Consider the following 19,708-nt stretch of genomic DNA (forward strand, 5'->3'; position numbering starts at 1 on the left):
AGCGCTCAGCCCAAAAGTGCCGGGTTCAGCGTATAGGTCCCGGTCAGCTTCGCCTCGGCCAGCACGTGCCCCGCGATTGCGTTGCGCACCTGGGCGCCGCTGAACTGGCTGTCCAGCCCGCAGCATTCGACGTTCAGCGCATACAGCGTGAACACGTAGCGATGCACCAGTTCGTCATTCCACGGCGGGCAGGGGCCGTCGTAGCCGTGGTAGTTGCCGCGCATCGCGTCGTCGCTCGCAAACCACCCGGTGTAGTCGTTGATCCCCTGATGGGAGCCCAGGGGGCCTGCCGGCCCGGGCTTGCCGCGCGGCGTCACCTCGCTGGAAAAGCTTCCGGCGGCGATTTCCCGCAGGTCTGCCGGCAGGTCGACGACGACCCAGTGGAAGAAATCGACGCGCGGCAGACTCGCCGGCACGACGCGTCCTTCGACATTGACGTCGTCACCCTTGCCCGGCACGTCGGGATCATGGCAGATCAGCGCCAGGGAGCGCGTTCCGGCCGGCACGCCGCTCCACGCCAGGTGCGGATTGCGGTTGCCACCCAGGCGTACATGCCCTTCTGCGGCAGGGACGCAGAACGAGAACTCGCCGGGGATCCGTGCGCCGTCAGCAAAGCTTTGGCTGGAGAGTTTCATGCCAATGGACTCCATTCAGGTCGATAGGGATAGCTCAGTCGGCATTGTAGGCCGATGGCGGACGCCCCGTCCCGTCCGGGTGCTCGCCTCAACTCGCGGCCCGGCGGCGGAAGTCCCGTAGCCGGATCCCGAGAGTGAACAGCGTGAGGAAATAGGCCGCAATGCCTCCCAGCACGACGGCGGACAGCCGCAGCAGGCGCATCGTCGCGGTCTGGCTGAACCACCATGCCTCGTCGCCCGCGCCGAACCACAGAACGACCCCCAGCACCACCAGCGCGACCAGCAGGCGCAGCGCCAACAGGCCCCAGTGCGGCTGCGGGCGATAGACGCCGCGTCGGCGCAGCCCCCGGTACAGCAGCGCCGCATTGAGCAGCGACGCAAGCCCGATCGACAGTGCAAGGCCGGCGTGCCTGAGCGGCACGATGAAGGCGAGGTTCATCAGTTGCGTCGCGACGAGCGTGATCAGCGCGATCTTCACCGGCGTGCGGATGTCCTGCCGCGCATAGAAGCCCGGTGCGAGGATCTTCACGAGGATCAGGCCGCTCAGGCCGACGCTGTAGGCGACCAGTGCGAGGCGCGTCTGCTGGACATCCGCGGCCGTGAATGCGCCGTGCTGGAAGAGCGTCGACAGCAGCGGCACTGCCAGCAGGGCGAGCGCCAGGGCGGCCGGGAGCGTGAGCATCAGGGTCAGGCGCAGGCCCCAGTCGAGCAGTGACGAGAACGCGTCCGGCTGTTCGTCGGCGTGCAGCTTCGACAGGCTCGGCAGCAGGATCGTCCCGAGCGCCGCACCGAGCAGGCCCGAGGGGAACTCCATCAGCCGGTCGGCGTAGTACAGCCATGACACGCTGCCGCTTGCCAGGAAGGACGCAAAGATGGTGTTGATGATCAGCGAGACCTGGCTCACCGAGACGCCCAGCATCGCCGGCAGCATCAGTTTCGCGATGCGGCGCACGCCGGGATCGGACAGCTTGAGCTCGAATCGCGGTAGCAGCCCGATCCGTGCGAGCGGTCGAAGCTGCAGCGCCAGTTGCAGGATGCCGCCGAGGAAGACTGCCCAGGCCAGTGCGAGGACCGGTGGATCGAACCACGGCGCGGCGAACAGCGCCATGCCGATGAAGGAAAGGTTCAGCAGCACCGGTGTGAAGGCCGGGATCGCGAAGCGGCTCCAGGTATTCAGCACGCCGCCGGCGAGCGCCACCAGCGCCATGAACAGGATGTAGGGAAAGGTGATGCGGGTCAGTTGCACCGTCAGCGCGAACTTGTCGGGCTCGGCAGCAAAACCGGGTGCCGAAACCCATATGATCAGCGGCGCGGCGACGATGCCCAGCGCGGTCACCGCGGTCACCGCCAGCGAAAGTAGCGTTGCGACGCGATTGACCAGCCGGTGCGTTTCCTCAGGTCCCTGGCGGTTCTTGTATTCGGCCAGGATCGGCACGAAGGCCTGTGAGAATGCGCCCTCGGCGAACATGCGGCGCAGCAGGTTGGGCAGGCGGAAGGCGACGAAGAACGCATCGGTCGCCATCCCGGCACCGAATGCGCGCGCGATGACGAAATCGCGGACGAAACCGAGGATCCGCGACAGCAGGGTCATGCTGCTGACAGTGGCGAGTGCGCGCAACAGGTTCATCGGGTGGGAGCGTGGCAAAAGACGCGATGATAGCTGCTGGCGGGCGCCAATGCACTTGCGCGGTGTGAGGTAACGCGGTAGACTCGCGCGTTTTCTAGAACCACTTCAACGGAAGAACATACATATGGCCAATTCGGCACAAGCCCGCAAGCGCGCCCGTCAGGCGGTCGTGGCCCGCGCTCACAATGGCAGCCTCCGTTCTCGTCTGCGTACCGCGATCAAGGCTGTGCAAAAGGCCGTCGTCGGTGGCGACAAGGCTGCGGCTCAGGCGGTGTTCCGCACCTCGATGAGCACCATCGACAGCATCGCCGACAAGAAGATCATCCACAAGAACAAGGCCGCTCGCCACAAGAGCCGCCTGTCGGCCGCGATCAAGGCGATGGCTGCCTGATCTCCCGGTTCTCGTGGAAACAAAAACGGCGACTTCGGTCGCCGTTTTTGTTTCCGCTTCGTGCGCGGTGCCCTGCGCTTTCCGGATCAGATTTTCATGTGTTCGTCGTCGATCCTGTCGAGGATGAGATCGTTGTCCTTCGCAAAGTTGATCAGGAATTTGTAGGCGAGCGGTTCGACCTCATACAGCCTGGCATCCACCAGCACCACCTTATGCCCCTTGAGCGAGCATCCCGGGCGTACGTAGGGCGAGTACATCATGCGGTTGTCGGAGCCGAAGGCCGACATGATTCCGCACAGCCGATCGGCCCAGTCGCTCGGGCGGAAGGTTTTCCCTTCGCGCGTGACTCCGACGATGACGAAGCTTTCGATCGATTGGCTCATAAGGCGAGGTTCGGCGGCTGCGGAAAATTCCCGAGGATGGTGCGCCGGCTGGAGCCGGAACTGCTGGCACCACGAAAGACGGGGCGCATTCTAGCAGAAATTCGCCCCCTTTTTCCCGTCATGCGGCGGGCGATTTCGGAATGCGGATGCCGGTTGGTGCCGCCCACGCTGCGCGGCGGCGGCTGCCGCCACCCCTCCTGCGGCCCTGGAACCTATACAATGCCTGCAGTTTTCGCTTAACATCACTCTTCAACCTTTCACGGCGGCATGTGCCGCCGTGCGCGTTTTAGCCATATCCTGAACGGGGTCGCCCATGTCGCATCTCATGAATACCTACGCCAGACTGCCCGCCGCTTTCACGCATGGGGAGGGCGTCTGGCTCTTTGATGAGACCGGCAAGCGCTATCTCGATGCGCTCTCGGGCATTGCGGTGTCCACGCTCGGCCACAACCATCCGCGCCTCGTCCGCACCATTGCGGAGCAGGCTGCGAGCGTGCTCCACACGTCCAATCTCTACCGCATCCCGCGCCAGGAAGAACTGGGCGACCGGATCGCCGCCCTGTCCGGCATGGATGAGGTGTTCTTCTGCAATTCGGGTTGCGAAGCCAACGAGGCGGCGATCAAGCTGGCGCGTTTCTACGGTCACAAGAAGCACGTCGAGCACCCCGAAATCATCGTCATGGAAAACGCCTTCCATGGACGCACCCTGGCCACCCTCTCCGCCACCGGCAACCGCAAGACGCAGGCGGGATTCGAGCCGCTCGTGACCGGTTTCGTGCGCGTGCCGTACAGGGACATCGGCGCGATCCGCGCGGTGGGCGAGCACAACCACAACGTCGTCGCCGTGATGCTGGAAATGGTCCAGGGCGAGGGCGGCATCAACATCGCCGACGACGCCTTCCAGCGCGAGCTGCGCGCGTTGTGCGACGAGCGCGGCTGGCTGCTGATCTGCGACGAGGTGCAATGCGGTATCGGCCGCACCGGGCACTGGTTCGGTTTCCAGCAGTCGGGCATCAAGCCCGACGTGATGACCTTGGCCAAAGGCCTCGGTTCGGGTGTGCCGATCGGTGCCTGCGTGACGTCGGGGCGCGCGGCGGGCCTGTTCGGGCCGGGGAACCACGGCTCCACCTTCGGCGGCAACCCGCTCGCCTGCGCCGCCGGCCTCACGACCCTCGCCGAGATCGAGGAAAAGGGGTTGATGGAGAGCGCAGTCCGCGTCGGTGACGCGATCCGCGCCGGCATGCGCGAAGCCCTCGCCGGCGTGAACGGCGTCGTCGACATCCGTGGCCGCGGCCTGATGATCGGCATCGAACTCGACCGTCCCTGCGGCGACCTCGTGCGCCAGGCGCTCGACGCCGGCCTGCTGATCAACGTCACCGCCGAGCGCGTCATCCGCCTGCTTCCGGCGCTGGTGTTCACCGAGCAGGACGCCCAGACGCTCGTGTCGCAGCTGGCGCCGCTCGTGCGCAAGTTCCTCTCCCAATAAGGAGGAGCCCGGCATGACCAAACCGCGGCACTACCTGCAGTTCAAGGATTTCACGCGCGAGGAGTACGAGTACCTGTTCGGCCGCGTGCGCTGGATCAAGGACAAGTTCAAGCGCTACGAACCGTATCACCCGATGTTCGACCGCACGCTGGTGATGATCTTCGAAAAGGCCAGCACGCGCACCCGACTGTCCTTCGAGGCCGGGATGCAGCAGCTGGGCGGTTCGGCGATCTACCTGAACACGCGCGATTCGCAGCTCGGTCGCGGCGAGCCGGTCGAGGACGCCGCGCAGGTCATCTCGCGCATGAGCGACGTCGTGATGATCCGCACCTTCCAGCAGGACATCATCGAGCGTTTCGCCGCCAATTCGCGCGTGCCGGTGATCAACGGGCTGACCAACGAGTATCACCCCTGTCAGATCCTCGCCGACATCTACACCTTCATCGAGCATCGCGGTTCGATCCAGGGCAAGACGGTCGCGTGGGTCGGCGATGCGAACAACATGTCCTACACCTGGCTGCAGGCGGCCGAGGGGCTCGATTTCACGGTTCGCGTGTCGACACCCCCGGGTTACGCGATCGACCCCGCGAGCGCCGGCCTCGCCGGAAGCGGACACTTCGAACTGTTCGACGATCCGATGGAAGCGTGCCGCGGTGCCGATCTCGTGACCACGGACGTGTGGACCTCGATGGGGTACGAAGCCGAGAACGAGGCGCGCATGAAGGCCTTCGCCGACTGGTGCGTGGATGCCGACATGATGGCGGCCGCCAATCCCGGTGCGCTGTTCATGCACTGCCTGCCCGCGCATCGTGGCGAGGAGGTTACGGCAGAGGTGATCGACGGACCGCAGTCCGTGGTGTGGGACGAGGCCGAGAACCGGCTGCATGCGCAGAAGGCCCTGATGGAATACCTCTTGTTCGGCAAGGTCGAGCAGTAGCCGGCGAGGTCGAAGGATTGCGGTGTCCGGCACGCAAGGCCTGCCGGCCCGCAGTAGCGGAAAAGCGGCCGTGGCAGCACGGCCTTCAGTCAAGCGGTAAGGAAAAGCGGAAATCCACATGAGCGACGTCAAGAAAGTTGTCCTCGCCTATTCGGGCGGACTCGATACCTCAGTCATCCTCAAGTGGCTGCAGGACACCTACAAGTGCGAAGTGGTCACCTTCACGGCCGATCTCGGCCAGGGCGAGGAACTCGAGCCCGCGCGCCAGAAGGCACTGAAGTTCGGCATCAAGCCGGAGAACATCTTCATCGACGACCTGCGCGAAGAGTTCGTGCGCGACTTCGTCTTCCCGATGTTCCGCTGCAACACCGTCTACGAAGGCGAATACCTGCTGGGTACGTCGATCGCCCGTCCGCTGATCGCCAAGCGCCAGATCGAGATCGCGCGCGCCAGCGGCGCCGACGCCGTGTCGCATGGCGCAACCGGCAAGGGCAACGACCAGGTGCGCTTCGAACTCGGCTACTACGCGCTGATGCCCGGCGTGAAGGTCATCGCCCCGTGGCGCGAGTGGGATCTCCTGTCGCGCGAGAAGCTCCTCGCCTACGCCGAAAAGCATGGCATTCCCATCGAGATGAAGCACAAGCAGGGCGGCTCGCCGTACTCGATGGACGCGAACCTGCTGCACATCTCCTTCGAGGGGCGCCACCTCGAGAATCCGGCGGCCGAAGCGGAAGAGTCGATGTGGCGCTGGACCGTGTCGCCGGAAGCCGCGCCGGACGCTGCCGAATATGTCGACCTCGAGTTCGAGAAGGGTGACCTCGTCGCGATCAACGGCAAGCGCATGAAGGCGCACGAACTGCTGGCCGAACTCAACACGCTCGGCGGCAAGCACGGCATCGGCCGTCTGGACCTCGTGGAAAACCGCTACGTCGGCATGAAGTCGCGCGGCTGCTATGAAACCCCGGGGGGGACGATCCTGCTGCGCGGGCACCGCGCCATCGAATCGATCACGCTCGACCGCGAAGTCGCCCACCTCAAGGACGATCTGCTCGCCCGCTACGCCAGCCTGATCTACAACGGCTACTGGTGGAGCCCCGAGCGTCAGGCCATGCAGGCACTGATCGACCACACGCAGCAGACCGTCAACGGCTGGGTGCGCCTCAAGCTGTACAAGGGCAATGTCATCGTCGTCGCACGCGACTCGAAGACCGATTCGCTCTTCGACCCGACGATCGCGACCTTCGAGGACGATCAGGGGGCCTACAACCAGAAGGACGCGCACGGCTTCATCCGCCTCAACGCGCTGCGCATGCGCATCGCCGCGAACGCCAGGAACAAGCGCGGTTAAGGAGCAGCCGGGATGGAGGGTGACCCGATCATTTTCGGGCTGACGGTAGCGGAATTCGAGGATTGGTCGCTCAAGATCCTCGTCACCGCGCTGATCGTGTACATGCTGTTCATCATCGGCAACCTCGCGAAACAGTCCAAGGCCGGCCGTTATGGCACGATCTGGCTGTTCGTCGCCCTCGGACTCGGTTTCGTCGGCTTCGTGGCCAAGAGCTTGATCCAGAAATTCATGGGTATCGAATAAGGGAACACCATTTCATGAGCGTTACCGAGAAGATCGACGGCGTTGCCGTGAACACCAAGGCGAGCGTCTATTTCGACGGCAAGTGCGTCAGCCACGCCATCACTTTTGCCGACGGCACGCGCAAGTCGGTCGGCGTCATCCTGCCCGCCACGCTGACTTTCAATACCGGCGCGCCTGAAATCATGGAAGGCGTTGCCGGCAGCTGCCGTGTGCGCCTGAAGGGTGAGACCGAGTGGAAGACGTGGGGGGCGGGGCAGTCCTTCAAGGTGCCCGGCAACTCCAGCTTCGACATCGAGGTCGCCGGCGAGCCCTACCACTACGTCTGCCACTTCGGCTGATTTGTTGCGCGGGGAGCCGTAGATGCCGTCTTTCGACATCATGTCCGAGGTCGATCAGCCGTCGCTGAAGAACGCCGTCGACGTCGCCAACACCAAGATCGCGGGGCGCCACGACTTCAAGGGCACCAGCGCCAAGCTCGAACTCGGTGAAAAGCTGATCACGCTGTTCGGGGATACCGACTTCCAGCTCGACCAGATGAAAACCATCCTGCTGCCCGAGATGACCAAGAAGAAGGTGGACGTGCGCTGCCTCGATTACGGCGACGTGCAGAAGATCTCGGGCAACAAGGTCAAGCAGGAAGTGAAGGTCCGGGTCGGCGTGGAGCAGGATCTCGCGAAGAAGATCGTCAAGCTGCTCAAGGACAGCAAGATGAAAGTCCAGGCGGCGATCCAGGGTGACGTCGTGCGTGTCTCCGGTGCCAAGCGCGACGTCCTGCAGGATGCGATTGCGCTGGTGAAGAAGGACATCACCGATTTCCCCCTGCAGTTCGGCAACTTCCGCGACTGAAGATCCCCGGAGGAGGCCGCCGATTCCGGGACTTGACGCGACATGAGCAAGCCTGCGATTGCTGCGGCGTCCGCTACCGTTACCATCGACGGCAATCGACTGCGTCTGAGCGGCGACTGGATCGTCGCCAATTACACCATCCTGCGTTCCGGCGTCACGCGTCTGCACGGGCAGGTGGACGACGCGACGGAGGTCGATCTCGAGCGCCTCGGGGCGCTTGATACGGCCGGCGTCAGCCTGCTGCATGAGCTGCTCGGCGGCGAGCGGCTGGCTAGGCTGGCGTCCGATGCGAGCCCGCTTCCGCCTGCACGGCGGGCGCTGCTGAAGGCGGTGTCGGCCATCCTCGATGCATCGGCGGCGCCCGCCGCCGGCAAGCGGGGCTACGCCTTCGGCGACATCACCGAGCATGCCGGCATTGCCATGCTCGCGTTCTACCGGCACGTCATCGACATTGCCGGTTTCATCGGCATCACGCTGGAGACCGCGTTCTTCGTGTTGTTCCGGCCCCGACGCTGGCGCATCACGTCGCTCGCCGCGCACGTCGAAAGCACGGCGGTCGATGCCGTTCCGATCGTCGCCCTGCTCACCTTCCTCGTCGGCGCGGTAGTGGCCTTTCTCGGTGCAACGGTGCTGGCCGAGTTCGGCGCGAGCATCTTCACGGTGGACCTGATCGCCTTTTCCTTCCTGCGCGAATTCGGCCCGCTGCTTACGGCGATCATCGTCGCCGGCCGCACGGCCAGCGCCTTCACGGCCCAGATCGGCTCGATGCGCGCGAACGAGGAGATCGATGCGATCCGCGTGGGCGGACTCAATCCCGTGGAATTGCTCGTGGTCCCGCGCGTTGCAGCGCTGCTGCTGGCGTTGCCGATGTTGAGCTTCGTCGCGATGATCGCCGGCATTGCCGGCGGCATGCTCGTGTGCGCCGCGGCGCTCGACATCTCGCCGACGATGTTCCTGTCGATCCTCGAAAGCCACGTGGGTGTGCGGCACTTCGTCATCGGCATGGTGAAGGCGCCGGTCTTCGCCTACCTGATCGCGGTGATCGGCTGCCTGGAAGGCTTCAAGGTTTCCGGCAGCGCGCAGTCGGTGGGCGAACACACGACCTCCGCCGTCGTCCAGTCGATCTTCATCGTGATCGTCGTGGATGCCGTGGCAGCCATGTTCTGCATGGAGATGGGGTGGTGACGAACATCATCGAAGTCCGCGGTGTGCGCAACCAGTTCGGCCCACAGGTCGTGCATGACGGTCTTGATCTCGATGTGCGCCAGGGCGAAATCCTGAGCGTCGTCGGCGGCTCGGGGACCGGCAAGTCGGTCCTGTTGCGCACGATCGTCGGGCTGAACAAGCCGGCAGCCGGAAGAGTGAGCGTCTTCGGCGAGGATCTGCTCGCCTTGCCCGCGGCGCGGCGCGCCCGGATCGAGCGGCGCTTCGGCGTACTCTTTCAGAAAGGCGCCCTTTTCTCGTCGCTGACCGTGACGGAGAACGTCGCATTGCCGTTGATCGAGCATGCCGGACTGGGCGCCGCCGATGCTGCGCGGTTGGCGGCGCTCAAGATCGCACTCGCAGGCCTGCCCGCCAACGCCGGCGGCAAGTATCCGGCGGATCTGTCGGGTGGCATGGTCAAGCGCGCCGCCCTGGCCCGTGCGCTGGCGCTCGACCCTGATATCCTGTTCCTCGACGAGCCGACGGCGGGGCTCGATCCGATCGGTGCGGCCGCCTTCGACCAGCTGATCCTGACTCTGCGCGATGCGTTGGGGCTGACCGTGTTCCTGGTCACGCATGACCTCGATACGATCCATACGATTACCGACCGGGTCGCCGTGCTCGCGCAGAAGCGGGTCCTCGCCAATGACCGGCTCGAGGTCGTGGCCGGCATCGACGACAGCTGGATCCGCGAATATTTCCACGGCCCGCGCGGGCGCGCCGCGGCGCAAGCTGTTCCACCGTATCCGGGCGCGTCCCGGAGCCTTGGCAAACGGGAGCAATCCTGAATGGAAACACGTGCCCATCACGTCCTGATCGGCTTCTTCACCTTCCTCGTGGTCGGGGCGGTGTTGATGTTCGCGCTGTGGCTCGGCAAGAGCGACGACAAGCAGTTCCGGACCTACGACGTCGTCTTCCAGGAGGCGGTCACGGGTCTGTCCAAGGGCAGCACCGTGGAGTTCAACGGTATCAAGATTGGCGACGTGTCGAGCCTCCGGCTCGATCCGCAGGATCCGCGGCGGGTGTTCGCCCGCGTGCGTGTCGACGCCCAGGCGCCGGTGCGCAGCGACACCCGTGCGCGCCTCGTGCCCGCCGGCATCACCGGCATGTCGATCATCCGCCTGAGCAGCGGCAACGAGGCGGGGAGTGCCCCGCTCGAGGGCAAGGACGGCCAGGTGCCGGTCATTGTCGCGACGCCTTCGCCGCTCAGCAAGATGCTGGCCGACGGCGAGGACGTGATGCTCAACGTCAACCAGATATCGATGCAGGCGCGCGATCTGTTTTCGGCCGAGAATGTCGCCAGCTTCGGCCGGATGCTGCGCAACCTCGAAGAGGCAACCGGCGCGGTCGCGGCCCAGCGCGAAGACATGGGGCGGGCGCTCAAGGAGCTCGCGCGGGCGAGCGCGCAGGCCGACATGGCCTTGGGCGAGGCGGCGAAAGTCGCGAAGGCGACCAGCCGCGTGATCGACGAGCGCGGCGCGCAAACGCTGCAGAGCGCGCAAGGGGCCATGGACGCCTTCGAGCGCGCGATGCAGAAGGTCGATACCCTGATCAGCGAGAACCGCGGGCAGCTGGCGACCGGCGTGCGCGGCACGGCCGAGATCGGCCCGACGCTGGTCGAGCTGCAGGACACCCTCGCGTCCCTGCGCGCGATTAGCCGCCAGCTCGAAAACCGGCCCGCAGACTATCTGCTGGGCAACGAACCCGTCAGGGAGTTCAAGCCATGAGACCTATCCGCGCCGTAGCCGCACGGCAGGCGTGCATTCTTGCCGCGCTGCTGCTCGCATCGGCCTGCTCGATCCTGCCCAAGCCCGATCCGGTCGATACCTACCTGCTGCCGTCCTCGCCTGTCTCCGCCAGGGCTGCGGCCGATGGCGCGAGGCCGCCGGTGTCGCTCCGGGTGCTCCGGCCGTCGAGCGGACAGCATCTCGCCGGGCAGCGCATCGTGGTGGTGCCGCAGGATAATCTCGTGAGCGTCTATAAGGGCGCCAGCTGGAGCGAGCCCGCGCCGGTCCTCTTGCGCGATCGGCTGCTCGACGCACTCCGTGGCGACGGACGGATCGCGGCGTTGAGCAACGACGAGACGCGTGTTCAGGCCGATTTCGAGATCGTCAGCGACTTGCGTGCGTTCCAGAGCGAGTACCGCAACGGGGTGCCGGAGGTGGTCATCCGACTCGATGCGCGCCTCGTCCAGCGTGACGAACGCCGCATCGTCGCCAGCCGGCTGTTCGAAACCCGCGAACCCGCGCCGGGAACGGATGTGCCGCAGGTGGTGACCGCGTTCGGTGCTGCCTCGACCAGGTTGGCGGGCGAGGTGAGCGCATGGGCGGCGGACGAAATCGGACGGGCACGGCGGTCGAACTGAGACTGTCACCCAGGCCAGGGGGGCGCATCGCCAGTCGCTCGGCCGGCCTGGATGGTATGTTGCCGCCGGTCCTGCGGCGGAAGTCCTTCAGGTCGGCAGGCGCAGGATACGAGCGGATACAGATGCGGCGTGCCTCAGGGTGAATAATCGCCCGGTGACGCCATCGAGGCGGATGTGCTGCGGGCGCGAACTCAGCGGCCGGAATCGGAAAATACCAGGATGTGGATGAACATGCGGAGCGTGTTGCTCGCTGCGGCGATGATGGTGATGCTGAACGGGTGTGCGGTGTTTGCCGTGGCCGATGCGGCGGTGACGGTCGTGGCGACGACGGTCAAGGTCGGTGCGAAGGTGGTCGGTGCCGGCGTCGACGCGGTGATCCCCGACGGTGACGAGGAAGGCAAAAAGTAGGGCGGAACATTCCGGCCGGGATGATGGCCGTCCAGCGGCGCCGGGGAGCAAGCTTCGGCGGCCCCGGAACGAAAAAACGGGCCCCGCGGGGCCCGTTCCATTTGTTGCTGGCTGAATCGCGCGATCAGTCCTGCTTTGCGGCGGCCTTGTAGTTGAGCTTTTCCTTGATCCGCGCGGACTTGCCGGAACGCTCGCGCAGGTAGTAGAGCTTGGCACGACGCACGTCACCACGACGCTTGACTTCGATGCTGTCGACCAGCGGGGAGTAGGTCTGGAACGTACGCTCCACGCCTTCGCCCGACGAAATCTTGCGCACGATGAAGTTGGAGTTCAGACCACGGTTGCGCTTGGCGATCACCACACCTTCGTAGGCCTGGAGACGCTCGCGCGAGCCTTCCTTGACCTTCACCTGCACCACGACCGTGTCGCCAGGGGCGAACTCGGGGATGGTCTTGTTCAGGCGGGCGATTTCTTCCTGTTCGAGCTGCTGAATCAGGTTCATTGTGCGACTCCTGTCGATTCAATGGCACTTGGCCTTGCGGCAGAGCAGGACATGCCTGATGCGCGCGGTTTGTATTCGGGCCTCAGGCTTTGCCGTCGGCCCCGGCTTGCTCCTGCCTGATTGCCTCAAGCAGTGACAATTCTTCCTTCGTCATCGTGCGCCCGTCCAGCAAGTCCGGGCGCCGGCGCCAGGTCGTGCCCAGCGCCTGCTTCAGCCGCCAGCGACGGATCGCGGCGTGATTGCCGGAGAGCAGTACCGCCGGTACCGGCTCCCCTTCATATACTTCCGGCCTCGTGTAGTGCGGGCAGTCCAGCAGCCCGTCCACGAACGAGTCCTCGATCGCCGAGACGGCGTCGTTCAGCGCACCGGGCAACTGGCGCACGATCGCATCGAGCAGCACCATCGCCGGCAGTTCGCCGCCCGACAGCACGAAGTCGCCGAGCGAGATTTCCTCGTCGACGCAGCGCTCGATGAGCCGCTGATCGACCCCCTCATAGCGCCCGCACAGCAGGGTGAGCGCGGGCAGCTCCTTCAATTCCAGCACCTTCGCGTGATCCAGCGGCCGGCCTTGCGGCGACAGGTAGATCACGCGTCCTGCGGCGCCCAGCAGCGCCTGTTGCGCCGCCTTCGCGCGGCCGATCGCCTTTTCGAGCGGCTCGGCCATCATCACCATGCCGGGGCCGCCGCCGTAGGGGCGGTCGTCCACGGTGCGGTGCGGATCGTCCACGAAATCCCGCGGGCTGTGGAACGCGATGTCGTAGAGACCGCGATCCAGCGCGCGCCGCGTGATGCCGCTGGCGGTCAGCGCCGCGAACATCTCGGGAAACAGGGTGATCACGTCGAAGCGCCTTGCGGCGGCTGGTGCGCTCACCCTGTCTTCACCAATCCTTCTGCCAGTCGACCCGGATCGTCCGCGTCGGCAGATCCACGTCCAGCACGTAGGCGGCAACGAAGGGAATCAGCCGCTCCTCGTCGCCGTCGCGAACCTGCAATACGTCGTGGGCGCCCGTGGACATCATCGCTTCGACCGTGCCGAGCGCATCGCCCGATTGGTTCACGACCGCGAGACCCACGAGATCGCCCCAGTAATACTCGTTTTCTTCGGTGCCGGGCATCGCCTCGCGCGGCGCGGCGATGTAGCGCCCCTGCAGCGCTTCCGCGCCGTTGCGGTCCGTCACGCCTTCGAACGAGGCGATGAGGCCCGCGCCGTGCTCGCGGAAACCGGCAAGCTTCACCGGCTGCCATGCCTCTTCAGCGGCGTCGGCCGTGTCGGCGAGCCACCACTGAGGCATTTTACGCCAGGAGAGCGGGTCGTCCCCGAAGGGATGCACCTTGACCCAGCCCTTGACGCCAAAAGGGGCGACAATGCGCCCCAGTACCATCATGACTGCGAAGAGTCGGGCGGGATCAGGCGGCGGCTTTCGCAGCCTGCTTGGCCAGGCGCTCGACCGTCGGCGACAGCTGGGCACCGTTCTGCGCCCAGTAGGCCAGACGCTCGGCGTTGATCACGAGGCCCTTCTCGGACTCGGCGGCCATCGGGTTGTAGAAACCAACGCGCTCGATGAAGCGGCCATCGCGGCGGTTGCGCGAATCGGCGGCGACGATGTTGTAGAACGGGCGCTTCTTGGCGCCACCACGGGCAAGGCGAATGACGACCATTTGGGTGTCCTGATAAGTGGATGCGAAAAGCAGGCGATTGTAAGGCAAGCGCCCATTTGCGACAAGTACTGATTCAGATTTGGCGCGAATGGCGACCACGGGGATGCAGCCGCGAGCGCCGCGCAGCGCGACTCTCCGCTCAAGAGGGTGAATCTTGAATAGAATGGGTGCAAGTACCCAAGCGGAAGTTTTCCCGATGCCTGCCCCCGAAACGGTCTCCGAGCAACTGGCCCCCGTGATGGCGTGGCTGGCGAGCGAGCCGGCCGACGATCTGCACGCCGAGTTGAGCGCGCTGCGGGCGCATGTGGGCCGGCTGCCCGAGCCGGTCGCGGGCGGGGCGCCGCTTGCGCAATGCATCGACGAACTGGAAATGCGGGTGCTCGATGTGTGCGGGCGCCTGAAGCCGCGGCTGCTCACTGCGGCGTTGCCGCTGTCGCACGAGCTGCATGCGGTGGCGGGGGAGCTCGTCGAGGCGCTCCTCGAGCTTGCGGGCAAGCTGCGCGAGGTTGCGGAGGCGACGCGCGAGCGCTGGCGCCCGGCTCGCCGCGCAGACCCGTTTGTACTGTCGGCACGCGGGCTGAGTCTGGTGCGCGAGGCATTTGTCGTCGCGGCAATGGGCGGTTCGGTCACCCCGCCCGGTCTGTGGCTGGCGGCATACGGCGCCGTGGAGGCAGGGGGCGGGTTCGATGCGCTGACAGCGGCGCGTCCGGATACGCCGGCGTTCGATGCGCTGCACGGCCTGAAGCGCCTGCTCGCGTTGTCGGTGCTGCAGCCGGAGAGTCTGACGGCGCGGGAGCTGGCCTGGGCGAACGATTTCCTTGAAGGCATCGCGGACGAAGCGACCTTGTCGTGCGAGGCGCTGCAGCCCGCGGCCTCGTCGTTCTGGATCGACCCGTCGGAGGATGTACCGCCGATCGCGACGATTCGTAGCGCGCCGCCAGCGGTTGCCGGCCTCGTGTATTTTTCCGGCTATGGTGCCTCGCGCGCGCTGGTGGGGCAGCTCGACTGGCTCAAGGAGCGTATCGCCGCGGCTGAGGCGGTGGGGCTGGAGCGCGACGGCGAACTGATCGAGCCGGATGCTTCCGGGCTGCCGGTGGGCCTGACGTCGGTGGAGGCGGCTTCATTGCTTCAGCGCATGCGTGACCGCTGGGCCTTGCCGCCGAATCGGGGACAGTCGCGCCGCGCTTACCAGTATCCGGTGCAGGTGTGTGTCGGCCTGCGTGCGATCTGGGAAGTTGCCCGTTCGGATGACGCGTCGGCGCGCATTTCCGAGTGGATGGTGTACAACGAAAGCCCCGGTGGATATGCGTTGATGTCGGTGGAGGGCGCCGTGGGCGGCCTGAGCGCCGGCATGGCGGTGGCGTTGCGGCGGGACGCGGGGCATCCGTGGTCGATCTGCATCGTGCGCTGGATCCGCAGTGGAAGTCCGGGGCGGGTCGAACTCGGCCTGCAGCTGGTGGCGCAGACCTGTACGCCGGTGACGATCGGATTTCGCGGTGGGGAGGAGCGTTCGGTCACGCACGCGCTCGTCCTTCCGCCGCTGCCGGCCTTGCGGCGCAACCAGGCGATGCTGGCGCCGGCGGGTAGCTATGCGTCGCGCCGTTTCGTGCTCGTGCATGAAGGCGAGCACCTGTATGTGGCGCAGGCGCGCGTGTTGAGCCTGGACATGCAGACGGCGAACGTCGAGCTGTTCCAGTACGAGATCGATCCCTACCCGATCTAGGTTTTTCTTTCAGCCAGTGCCGCGATCGAGATGTCCGCGGCGCGCAGGGCGTTCTCGATGCGATCAGCGGTGTCGTGCGACAGCTCGTTGCGGCCGGCCTTGCGCCATTCGCCCGGCGAAAGCGCCAGCCGGCAGACAACGTCGGCGATCCCGATGCTTGCGGCGTCGCGGGTGAGCAGCCAGCTGCCGTCATCGGTGCGTGCGGCCCAGCCGGCTTCACACAGATCGCCGAGCAGGCTTTCGCCCTCGTTGGCGTTGAGGCGGGCCGCCTCGATGAGCGGTTCGAACGCGACGCCGCGACCTTCCATCTGGGCGCGTGCCAGCATCGTGAGCACCGTTGTGGCGGCCCAGGCGCGGTCGCCGGCAAAGGGGGCGAGCACGCGCGTGCGCTCGAAGAAGCCCGGCAGCGATGCCGCCAGGATCGCCCCGATCAGGATCACGACCCATGACAGGTAGAGCCACAGCAGGAAGATCGGTACTGTCGCGAAGGTGCCGTAGATCAGCGTGTAGGTCGGGATGCGGGCGAGGAAGAGGCCGAAGAGCTGCTGCATCAGCAGGAAGGCGAGCGCAGCGGTGGTGCCGCCCGCGAGCGCGTGGGTGGGGCGTACCTTGTGGTTGGGGACGGCGTAGTACAGGAAGGTGAAGACCACGCACAGCAGGCCCGCCGACGCCAGTGCCGAGAAGAAACCGACGATCCACGATCCCCGGCCGGCGAGGGTGACGGAGCCGGCGACGAGCTGGCCGGTTGCGAACGCGCTGGCGCCGAGGGCGACCGGGCCCAGCGTGAGGGTCGACCAGTACACCGTGAGGCGCGTCAGCAGCGGGCGCGGGCGTCGTATGCCCCAGATCTGGTTGAACACGCGGTCTATCGTCATGAGCAGCATCAGCGCGGTGACGACGAGCGCGGCGGTGCCGATCAGCGTGAGCTTCGCGGCCTTCTGCGAGAACTGGAACGCGTAGGTGGCGATGATCTTGCCGGCGCGGTCGGGCAGCAGGTTGGCCAGCAGGAAGGTCTTCAGCGAGGTGCCGAGCTCGGCGAAGGCGGGGAAGTTGCTGAAGAGCGCGATGACGACGGTGACGAGGGGGACGAGGGCGAGCAGCGTCGTGAAAGCGAGGCTGCCTGCAACCTGCGGGCAGCGCGTCGCGACAAAGCGCTGCGCGACGAAGCGCAGGAAGTCGCGGGCGGAGTTCAATGGCATGGCGGGCATGCTGGGAAGGCGGGTCGGGCGGGGCAGGAGGGGCGGCTATAATGCCGCAATTCGATCCAGACCGTTCAGATGAAAGAAATTCTCGTACTTTATTACAGCCACCGCGGCTCGGTGAGGGCGCTCGCGGAGCAGATCGCGCTGGGAATCCATCAGGTGCCGGGCGTGGCCGCGCGGGTGCGCACGGTGCCGAAGGTGTCGACGGTGTGCGAGGCGGTCGAGGGCGACATCCCCGCGTCGGGACCTCCGTACGTGGAGCCGCGCGACCTGGAGGAGTGCATCGGCCTTGCGGTCGGCAGTCCGACGCGTTTCGGCAACATGGCAGCGCCGATGAAATACTTTCTCGACGGGCTCGCCGGGCCATGGGTGAACGGGACGCTGGCGGGCAAGCCCGCGTCGGTGTTCACGTCGACCGCGAGCCAGCACGGGGGGCAGGAATCGACGCTGCTGTCGATGATGCTCCCGCTGCTCCATCACGGCATGCTGATCATGGGGCTGCCCTACACCGAGCCGGCGCTGAACCGCACGCGCAGCGGCGGAACACCCTACGGTGCGAGCCACGTCGCCGGGGCGGACGGCAGCCCGGCCCTGAGCGCGGAGGAGGTCGAACTCGCGATCGCGCAGGGCCGCCGGCTTGCGCAGGTTTCGCTGACGCTCGCGGGAGGCCGGGCATGAGCGTGCGCACGCTGAATCTCGTGGCGACCGTGCTGCTGGTGGCGCTGATCGCGTTGTGCGTGCTGTGGGAAGCGTGGCTCGCGCCGCTGCGCCCGGGCGGTTCGTGGATGATCCTGAAGGCCTTGCCCTTGATGGGCGCCTTCCTCGGTGTCCTGAAGGGGCGGCGTTATACCTACCAGTGGCTGACCATGCTGGTGCTGCTGTATTTGGTGGAGGGCGTTGTGCGCGCGATGGACGCGGGGCTCGCGGGAAGGCTGGCGGTCGCGGAGGCGGTGCTGGCGGCGCTGCTTTTCGCCTGCGCGGTGTGGTATGCGCGGGTTTCCGCGCCGTCGCGTCAGGCTCGCTTGGGGGCCTGACGCGTTTCGGGCGGCGGCCGCGGGCGTGAGTCCGCGGCCGCCGCCCGATCACAGCTGCGGGTTGAGCTTCTCGAACTTGCTGTGCAGCTTGTTGAGCGCGTTGAGATAGGCCTTGGCCGACGCGACGATGATGTCGGTGTCGGCGCCCTGGCCATTCACGACTTTGCCGTCCTGCGACAGGCGCACCGTGACCTCGCCCTGCGCGTCGGTGCCGGTGGTGATCGCGTTCACCGAGTACAGCAGCAGCTCGGTGCCGCTCCGGGCGACTGCCTCGATGGCCTTGAAGGCCGCGTCGACCGGGCCCGACCCCTGGGCGGTGGTGCGCGTCTCCTTGCCGCCGACGGCGATCGTGAGCTCGGCCTGCGGCGTCTCGCCGGTCTCCGAGTGGAAGCGCGACGCGAGCAGGCGGAAGTGCTCGTGTTCGGGCGTGACGACCTCGTCGCTCATCAGCGCGTGGAGGTCCTCGTCGAAGATCTCGTGCTTCTTGTCCGCGAGTTCCTTGAAGCGCGCGAAGGCGTGGTTGAGCTGGTCCTCGGACGCGACGACGATGCCGATCTCCTGCAGGCGGCTGCGGAAGGCATTGCGGCCGGAGTGCTTGCCGAGCACGAGTTTGTTGGTGCCCCAGCCGACGTCCTCGGCACGCATGATCTCGTAGGTTTCGCGGTGCTTGAGCACGCCGTCCTGGTGGATGCCGGATTCGTGCGAGAAGGCATTGGCGCCGACGATGGCCTTGTTCGGCTGCACCGGGAAACCGGTGACGCCCGAGACGAGCTTGGAGGCGGGTACGATCTGCGTCGTGTCGATGCGCGTGTCGCAGGGGAAGACGTCCTGGCGGGTGCGCACGGCCATCACGACTTCTTCGAGCGCGGCGTTGCCGGCACGCTCACCGAGGCCGTTGATTGTGCATTCGACCTGGCGGGCGCCGGCGATGACCGCGGCGAGCGAGTTGGCGACCGCGAGGCCGAGGTCGTTGTGGCAATGCACCGACCAGATCACCTGGTCCGAATTGGGCACGCGCTCGATCAGCGTGCGGATGGTGTTCGCATACTGCGTCGGCACATTGTAGCCGACCGTGTCGGGCACGTTGATGGTCTTCGCGCCCGCCGCGATGACCGCGGTGAAGATGCGCACGAGGAAATCGATCTCCGAGCGGCCGGCGTCCTCGGCCGAGAATTCGATGTCGTCGGTGTATTCCCTGGCCCAGCCGATCGCCTTCACCGCCTGCTCGACGACCTGGTCGGGCGTCATGCGCAGCTTCTTCTCCATGTGGATCGGGCTGGTCGCGATGAAGGTGTGGATGCGGCCGCGTGCGGCCGGGCGGATGGCCTCGCCCGAGCGCCGGATGTCGTTCTCGTTGGCGCGGGCGAGCGCACAGACGGTCGATTCCTTGATCGTCTCGGTAATTGCGCGCACCGATTCGAAGTCGCCGTTCGACGCCGCCGGGAAGCCTGCCTCGATCACGTCGACGCGCATGCGTTCGAGCTGGCGGGCGATGCGCAGCTTCTCTTCCTGCGTCATCGAGGCGCCCGGGCTTTGCTCGCCGTCGCGCAAGGTGGTATCGAAAATGATCAACTGGTCTTTCATCGTCGGCTCCTGCTGGAAAGTTGGAAAACCGGATATGACAAGCAGCCGGCGCTGGGACGCTGGCGGCAGACGGGCAACACGAGGGGGATGGGTATATTTAGCGCGCGGGGCGCAGCAGCGGGCCGAGCAGCA

The 19,708-nt window shown here is 66.0% G+C and carries 24 protein-coding genes; 15 read left to right on the plus strand and 9 right to left on the minus strand.

Annotation, left to right across the window (positions count from 1 at the left end; genetic code table 11):
• Positions 1-5: 5 nt before the first annotated feature.
• Together CDA09_RS05985 and murJ are read right to left on the minus strand one after the other, a co-directional pair.
• Complete coding sequence (locus CDA09_RS05985; protein WP_121427785.1) at positions 6-635, minus strand: YbhB/YbcL family Raf kinase inhibitor-like protein; 630 nt, start codon at positions 633-635, stop codon at positions 6-8.
• 88 nt (positions 636-723) lie between these two features.
• The gene (gene murJ, locus CDA09_RS05990; RefSeq protein WP_121427786.1) at positions 724-2,262 is read right to left on the minus strand and encodes a murein biosynthesis integral membrane protein MurJ; all 1,539 of its coding nucleotides are present in this window, start codon (positions 2,260-2,262) and stop codon (positions 724-726) included.
• 124 nt (positions 2,263-2,386) lie between these two features.
• Between murJ and rpsT the strand changes: the two genes are divergently transcribed.
• Positions 2,387-2,653 carry a 30S ribosomal protein S20 gene (gene rpsT / locus CDA09_RS05995; protein WP_121427787.1) on the plus strand — a complete coding sequence of 89 codons (267 nt, stop codon included), beginning with the start codon at positions 2,387-2,389 and terminating at the stop codon, positions 2,651-2,653.
• Positions 2,654-2,739: 86 nt separating this feature from the next.
• Here the strand turns inward: rpsT and CDA09_RS06000 are convergent, their stop codons facing one another.
• Complete coding sequence (locus CDA09_RS06000; RefSeq protein WP_121427788.1) at positions 2,740-3,036, minus strand: DUF3579 domain-containing protein; 297 nt, start codon at positions 3,034-3,036, stop codon at positions 2,740-2,742.
• A gap of 313 nt (positions 3,037-3,349) precedes the next feature.
• Between CDA09_RS06000 and CDA09_RS06005 the strand changes: the two genes are divergently transcribed.
• The 11 genes from CDA09_RS06005 (at position 3,350) to CDA09_RS06055 (ending at position 11,872) form a co-directional block, all read left to right on the plus strand.
• A complete protein-coding gene (locus CDA09_RS06005; RefSeq protein ID WP_121427789.1) occupies positions 3,350-4,522 on the plus strand; it encodes an aspartate aminotransferase family protein in 1,173 nt (390 codons plus the stop codon).
• Between the two features lie 13 nt (positions 4,523-4,535).
• Positions 4,536-5,459 (plus strand): ornithine carbamoyltransferase, encoded by a 924-nt coding sequence (gene argF, locus CDA09_RS06010; protein ID WP_121427790.1) that lies wholly within the window; start codon positions 4,536-4,538, stop codon positions 5,457-5,459.
• Between the two features lie 118 nt (positions 5,460-5,577).
• A complete protein-coding gene (locus CDA09_RS06015) occupies positions 5,578-6,807 on the plus strand; it encodes an argininosuccinate synthase (RefSeq protein ID WP_121427791.1) in 1,230 nt (409 codons plus the stop codon).
• A gap of 12 nt (positions 6,808-6,819) precedes the next feature.
• Positions 6,820-7,050, plus strand: a complete 231-nt coding sequence (locus tag CDA09_RS06020) for a DUF2788 domain-containing protein (protein ID WP_121427792.1) — start codon at positions 6,820-6,822, stop codon at positions 7,048-7,050.
• Positions 7,051-7,064: 14 nt separating this feature from the next.
• Positions 7,065-7,388 (plus strand): pyrimidine/purine nucleoside phosphorylase, encoded by a 324-nt coding sequence (gene ppnP, locus CDA09_RS06025; RefSeq protein ID WP_121427793.1) that lies wholly within the window; start codon positions 7,065-7,067, stop codon positions 7,386-7,388.
• Positions 7,389-7,410: 22 nt separating this feature from the next.
• The gene (locus CDA09_RS06030) at positions 7,411-7,896 is read left to right on the plus strand and encodes a YajQ family cyclic di-GMP-binding protein (RefSeq protein WP_121427794.1); all 486 of its coding nucleotides are present in this window, start codon (positions 7,411-7,413) and stop codon (positions 7,894-7,896) included.
• Positions 7,897-7,938: 42 nt separating this feature from the next.
• Entirely contained in the window at positions 7,939-9,081 is a 1,143-nt protein-coding gene (locus CDA09_RS06035) for an MlaE family ABC transporter permease (protein ID WP_121427795.1), read from the plus strand.
• Positions 9,078-9,887, plus strand: coding sequence for an ABC transporter ATP-binding protein (locus tag CDA09_RS06040; RefSeq protein ID WP_121430751.1), 810 nt, complete (start codon positions 9,078-9,080; stop codon positions 9,885-9,887). The genes CDA09_RS06035 and CDA09_RS06040 overlap by 4 nt, the downstream gene beginning before the upstream one ends.
• On the plus strand, positions 9,888-10,826 hold the full coding sequence (locus CDA09_RS06045; RefSeq protein ID WP_121427796.1) for an MlaD family protein: 939 nt from the start codon (positions 9,888-9,890) through the stop codon (positions 10,824-10,826).
• Positions 10,823-11,464, plus strand: a complete 642-nt coding sequence (locus tag CDA09_RS06050; RefSeq protein ID WP_121427797.1) for an ABC-type transport auxiliary lipoprotein family protein — start codon at positions 10,823-10,825, stop codon at positions 11,462-11,464. The genes CDA09_RS06045 and CDA09_RS06050 overlap by 4 nt, the downstream gene beginning before the upstream one ends.
• Before the next feature lie 231 nt (positions 11,465-11,695).
• The gene (locus CDA09_RS06055) at positions 11,696-11,872 is read left to right on the plus strand and encodes an NF038104 family lipoprotein (RefSeq protein ID WP_164844372.1); all 177 of its coding nucleotides are present in this window, start codon (positions 11,696-11,698) and stop codon (positions 11,870-11,872) included.
• 124 nt (positions 11,873-11,996) lie between these two features.
• Here the strand turns inward: CDA09_RS06055 and rplS are convergent, their stop codons facing one another.
• The 4 genes from rplS to rpsP all read right to left on the minus strand — a co-directional run bounded on the left by rplS (position 11,997) and on the right by rpsP (position 14,033).
• Positions 11,997-12,374: a 50S ribosomal protein L19 gene (rplS, locus tag CDA09_RS06060; protein WP_121427798.1), complete on the minus strand. Its 378-nt coding sequence runs from the start codon at positions 12,372-12,374 to the stop codon at positions 11,997-11,999.
• Positions 12,375-12,456: 82 nt separating this feature from the next.
• Positions 12,457-13,245: a tRNA (guanosine(37)-N1)-methyltransferase TrmD gene (gene trmD / locus CDA09_RS06065; protein ID WP_121427799.1), complete on the minus strand. Its 789-nt coding sequence runs from the start codon at positions 13,243-13,245 to the stop codon at positions 12,457-12,459.
• Positions 13,246-13,252: 7 nt separating this feature from the next.
• On the minus strand, positions 13,253-13,759 hold the full coding sequence (rimM, locus tag CDA09_RS06070; protein ID WP_121427800.1) for a ribosome maturation factor RimM: 507 nt from the start codon (positions 13,757-13,759) through the stop codon (positions 13,253-13,255).
• Positions 13,760-13,781: 22 nt separating this feature from the next.
• Positions 13,782-14,033 carry a 30S ribosomal protein S16 gene (gene rpsP / locus CDA09_RS06075; RefSeq protein WP_121427801.1) on the minus strand — a complete coding sequence of 84 codons (252 nt, stop codon included), beginning with the start codon at positions 14,031-14,033 and terminating at the stop codon, positions 13,782-13,784.
• 196 nt (positions 14,034-14,229) lie between these two features.
• On the opposite strand from rpsP, the gene CDA09_RS06080 reads away from it, so the two are divergent.
• Positions 14,230-15,756: a cyclic-di-GMP receptor FimW-related protein gene (locus CDA09_RS06080; RefSeq protein ID WP_121427802.1), complete on the plus strand. Its 1,527-nt coding sequence runs from the start codon at positions 14,230-14,232 to the stop codon at positions 15,754-15,756.
• Here CDA09_RS06080 and CDA09_RS06085 read toward each other — a convergent pair.
• Positions 15,753-16,955 (minus strand): YihY family inner membrane protein, encoded by a 1,203-nt coding sequence (locus CDA09_RS06085; protein WP_164844373.1) that lies wholly within the window; start codon positions 16,953-16,955, stop codon positions 15,753-15,755. The two genes, CDA09_RS06080 and CDA09_RS06085, sit on opposite strands and share 4 nt — an antisense overlap.
• A gap of 78 nt (positions 16,956-17,033) precedes the next feature.
• Between CDA09_RS06085 and wrbA the strand changes: the two genes are divergently transcribed.
• The gene (gene wrbA, locus CDA09_RS06090) at positions 17,034-17,636 is read left to right on the plus strand and encodes an NAD(P)H:quinone oxidoreductase (RefSeq protein WP_121427804.1); all 603 of its coding nucleotides are present in this window, start codon (positions 17,034-17,036) and stop codon (positions 17,634-17,636) included.
• Complete coding sequence (locus tag CDA09_RS06095) at positions 17,633-17,992, plus strand: DUF2069 domain-containing protein (RefSeq protein ID WP_121427805.1); 360 nt, start codon at positions 17,633-17,635, stop codon at positions 17,990-17,992. Before wrbA ends, CDA09_RS06095 begins: the two co-directional genes overlap by 4 nt.
• Positions 17,993-18,040: 48 nt before the next feature.
• Here the strand turns inward: CDA09_RS06095 and CDA09_RS06100 are convergent, their stop codons facing one another.
• On the minus strand, positions 18,041-19,576 hold the full coding sequence (locus tag CDA09_RS06100) for a 2-isopropylmalate synthase (RefSeq protein ID WP_121427806.1): 1,536 nt from the start codon (positions 19,574-19,576) through the stop codon (positions 18,041-18,043).
• Between the last annotated feature and the right edge of the window lie 132 nt (positions 19,577-19,708).

It is taken from the genome of Azoarcus sp. DN11 (genome assembly GCF_003628555.1).
GTDB lineage: Bacteria > Pseudomonadota > Gammaproteobacteria > Burkholderiales > Rhodocyclaceae > Aromatoleum.